Raw genomic sequence first — 4,186 nt, forward strand, 5'->3', positions numbered from 1 at the left:
CCGCAGCAGCGGGGGAAAGCATCGCATACGCCACGCCCCGCTGGGAGAGCAGCCGGGCGTCCGGGTCGGGTCGCGTGGAGACCGCCACGAGCGGCATCCCGGGGGCACGCTCCTGGAGCGCGGAGATGAGCAGGAGGCCCCCGAGCCCCGGCGTCTCCAGGTCCAGGATCACGAGATCGGCGGCGACGACGGAGGCCGCCCCCAGGACCTCCAGGCTGGACTCACAGACCGTCAGGCGATGCCCGTGCTGGTCGAACGGTCGGGAGACCGCTCCCACGACCGCCGGGTTGCTGGAACACACGATCACGTGCATGGGCACTGCTGCCGCCTCTCGCGGGGCGCCTCCGGCCTCGCCGTCACGCAAGGGAGCAATCGCTGTACCAGCCCCGGCAGGACGGGGGAGCCGGGGAGGACACCGCCCAACCGACGAGAAATCCAGGAGGAAACCCGGCCTGGAGGAAGGGGCCGGAGCCGGGGGGAGGGAAAACGGGGCGGGAGTTTCTCCGGGGGGTCGGAGTTTCTCCGGGGGGTCGGCCGCCGGCCGCGCGCAGGAGGGCCTACACCGAAATGCCGTAGAGCTTGATCTTGTGATTCAGGGTCTTGAGGTCAATGCCGAGGAGGCGCGCCGCCCGCATCTTCTTCCCGCCGGTCTCGGCGAGCACCCGGGCGATGTGGAGCCGCTCCATCTCGGCAAGGGAGCCGGGGCCGGCCGAGGGGCCAGGCGGGGAGCCCTGCGGGGACCGGATGTTCGGCGGGAGGTCCCCCGGGCCGATGACGTCTCCCTCCGCCAGGATGACCAGGCGCTCGATGGTGTTGGCCAGCTCCCGCACGTTCCCCGGCCACGCGAAGGCAGCCAGGAGCTCGAGAGCCTCCGGGGAGACGGTCTTGGCCCTCCGGGCGGTGACCTGGAACTGCCTCAGGAAGTGCTCGACCAGGAGGGGGATGTCCTCCCTCCGCTCCCGCAGGGGAGGAAGGCGCACCCCGACGACGTTGAGCCGGTAATAGAGGTCCTCGCGGAACCGACCCGCCCGGACCTCCCGGGCCAGCTCTTTGTTGGTGGCCGCCACGATGCGCACGTCCACCCGATGGACCCGGGTCCCCCCCACCCGGCGCAGCTCCCGCGTATCCAGCACCTGGAGGAGCTTGGCCTGCATCGCCGGGCTCATCTCTCCGACCTCATCGAGGAAGAGGGTCCCCCGGTCCGCCACCTCGAAGAGCCCCTGCTTCGCGCTGCTGGCTCCCGTGAAGGCGCCCCGCTCGTGGCCGAAGAGCTCGCTCTCCAGGAGCGGCTCCTGAAAGCCGCCGCAGTTGATGACGAGGAAGGGCCCGGCGGCCCGGCGGCTCTGCCGGTGGATGGCCCGGGCCACCAGCCCCTTCCCGGTCCCGCTCTCCCCCTCGAGGAGGACGTTCGCATCGCTCGGCGCGATCCGCTCCACGGTCTGGAGGACGGCGGCCATGGCCGGGGCCTGACCGATCAGGAGCGGCGCCGGCTCCCGCTGGGCCACCATGCGCCGGAGGGCCGTGTTCTCCTGCTGGAGGCGCTTTCGCTCCGCCGCCCGTCGGAGCACCTCCTCCACCTCGGCCAGCTTGAACGGCTTGGTGAGGTAGTCGTAGGCCCCCAGCCTCATGGCCTCGATGGCGCTGTGGACGTCCGGGTGCCCGGTCAGGACGACCACCTCGGCCGAGGTGCCGGAGTCCCGGATCCGGCGGAGCGTCTCCATCCCGCCGATTCCGGGCATCTTGAGGTCCAGGAGGACCACATCGAAGTCCCGGGCCCGGAGCTGTTCCAGCGCTTCTTCCCCGCTCGGCACGGAGAGGACCGCGCAGCCGGCCCGGGGAAGCTCCCTTTCCATCAGGAGCCGGGTGGGTCGCTCGTCATCCACCACGAGCACCGTGATCCCCTCCCCCGGCGCTCCCGCCTGCCCCATCTCAGCGGCTCCCGCCGCGGGAGCCGCGAGGCTCCGCCACCGGCTCCCCCCGCTCGGCCAGGGGGAGGCGCACGGTCACGACCGTCCCCTTCCCGGCCCCCTCGCTCTGGACCTCGATGGTGCCCCCGTGCTGCTCCACGATGCTCTGGCAGATCGCGAGGCCGAGGCCCGTCCCCTTCCCCACCTCCTTGGTGGTGAAGAACGGATCGAAGATCCGCGCCAGGTTCTCCCGGGAGATCCCGCTGCCGTTATCCGCCACCACGACCGCGACCGAGCCTCCTTCCGGCCCGCGCCCGCCGCCTCCGCCCTGGCGCTGGGCGGTGATCCGGATCTCGCCCCCTCCCTCCGTCGCATCCAGCGCGTTGGTCAGGAGGTTGAGGAAGAGCTGCTGGAGCATCTGGGAATCGCCGAGGACCCTGGAGCCGGCGGGGAACGGGACCACCAGGATCTGCTGATTGCCCAGGCTGGCCTGCCGCTCCACGAAGGAGACCGCGTCCGTGACCACGCTCTGGAGATCCACGGGCCCGAAGGCCGGCTCGCGCTGCCGGGCGAAATCGAGGAGGCGGCGGACGATCGCCGCGGCGCGGGAGGCCTCCGCCTGGATCATGGCCAGGTATTCCTGACACTCGGCCAGCCCGGCCGGGCCGGCGATCCCCCCCTCCCCGGCGCGCCGCTGCAGGGCCTCGGCGAAGCCGGCCACGGAAGAGAGGGGGTTGTTGAGCTCGTGGGCCAGGCCCGCGGCCAACCGGCCGAGGGAGGCCAGCTTCTCCTGGCGGACGAGCAGGTGCTGCGACTGCTTCAGCTCGTCGTAGGAGCGCCGCAGCTCCTCGTAGAGGCTGGCATTCTCGATCGCGATGGCCGCCTGGGCGGCGAGGGTCACCGCCAGCTTCTCATCCTCCTTGCTGAACTCTTCCGCCCCCTGCTTCTCCGTCAGGTAGAGGTTCCCGAAGACCCTCCCCTTCGAGATGATGGGGACGCCGAGGAACGAGCGCATCGGGGGATGATCCGGGGGAAAGCCGTGCGCCCGCGCGTCCTGGCTGAGATCCCGGAGCCGGAGCGGCTTGGCCTCCCGCGCCAGGACGCCCAGGATCCCCTTGCCGACGGGCAGGGGGCCGATCCGCGCCTTCTCCTCCTCGCCGATCCCGGCCGTGATGAACTGCGCGAGCCGCCCCTCCTCGTCCAGGATCCCCAGGGCCCCGTAGCGGGCGCCGAGGAGCCGGCAGGCCACCTCGGCGATCCGCTCCAGGACGGATTCGAGGGACCGCTCTGCCGCCAGCGTCATGCCGGCCTCGACCAGGGCCGCCAACTGCTCGCGCCCCCGCCCGACCGCCTTCTCCCGCTCCTGCACGAAGGCGAGGGCGACGATGGTGAGGATCCGGTTGACGACCGGCTCGTACACGTCGAGCGCCCGCGTGAGGTCGGCCGGCCGCCGGTGGTACCGCTCGTGGAGGGCTCTGCCGCAGAGGTCCCGGAGGGCCAGGAGTCCGCCGATCACGTGCTTGGCGCCGATCCCGCGCATCACCCCCCGCTCGGCCACCGCGTGGGCATAGGCCTGGGCGCTGTGGTACCGCCCGGTCTCCAGGCACTCGACCAGGGCGTCGTAGATCGTGGCAGCCTCCGCTTCGCCCTCCTGGGGCGTAAGGCCTTTGAGGAGGCCGCGCGCGATCATTGCGGAGACCAGCGCCTGTCGGAGGCCGTCGCGCTCCGTCCGGAGATGAGCCACCAGGTCCCGGAGGAGGTCTTCCCCCCGGGAAAGCGGGACCGGCCCCTTGGCGGGGGATGGGGCTTGCCTGGACTTGTTGGCTCGCGGACGAGGCATCAGGACCCTCGGGGGAGGCCCCGGGGCACTCCACCCTTCCCGGGGCTGGGGCGACCGTCCAGCAGTGTGAGTCTCACGCCCGGACGCCGCCTATTGTAGCGCAGGAGCGGCCGGCTCGACCACCGCCTCCGTGGGCGCGCGCACGGAGGCGGGGAGAGATCACGGCGGGTCTCGTCGATCCAACTATCGGATATTTCTGATCGGAGCGAGGCGCCTCCCCGGCTGCGTAATCCCCTTGCCCTTTGCGGGTGGGTAACGGTACAATTCGCCATCCTGCCGGAGGGCTTCCATGCAGAATCTGTGGGCCATCATCAGCGTGCCGGACAACATCCCCATCGTGGCTCTCCTCGTGGCCGTGCTGTTCTTCCTCTACGTCGCCCTCGTCCAGGCCTTCCGGACCGACCGCCTCATCACGGAGGGCCGGGAGGACGAGATCTAC

The 4,186-nt window shown here is 71.4% G+C and carries 3 protein-coding genes; all 3 read right to left on the minus strand.

Annotated elements, in window-relative coordinates:
* The coding region (locus VGT06_11390; protein ID HEV8663726.1) for a response regulator at positions 1 to 313 on the minus strand (313 nt) is incomplete at its 3' end.
* Between the two features lie 244 nt (positions 314 to 557).
* Entirely contained in the window at positions 558 to 1,928 is a 1,371-nt protein-coding gene (locus tag VGT06_11395; GenBank protein ID HEV8663727.1) for a sigma-54 dependent transcriptional regulator, read from the minus strand.
* Position 1,929: 1 nt separating this feature from the next.
* Positions 1,930 to 3,747, minus strand: a complete 1,818-nt coding sequence (locus VGT06_11400; protein HEV8663728.1) for an ATP-binding protein — start codon at positions 3,745 to 3,747, stop codon at positions 1,930 to 1,932.
* Positions 3,748 to 4,186: the final 439 nt, after the last annotated feature.

The sequence above is a fragment of the Candidatus Methylomirabilis sp. genome (assembly GCA_036000645.1).
In the GTDB taxonomy this organism is placed as follows: domain Bacteria; phylum Methylomirabilota; class Methylomirabilia; order Methylomirabilales; family JACPAU01; genus JACPAU01.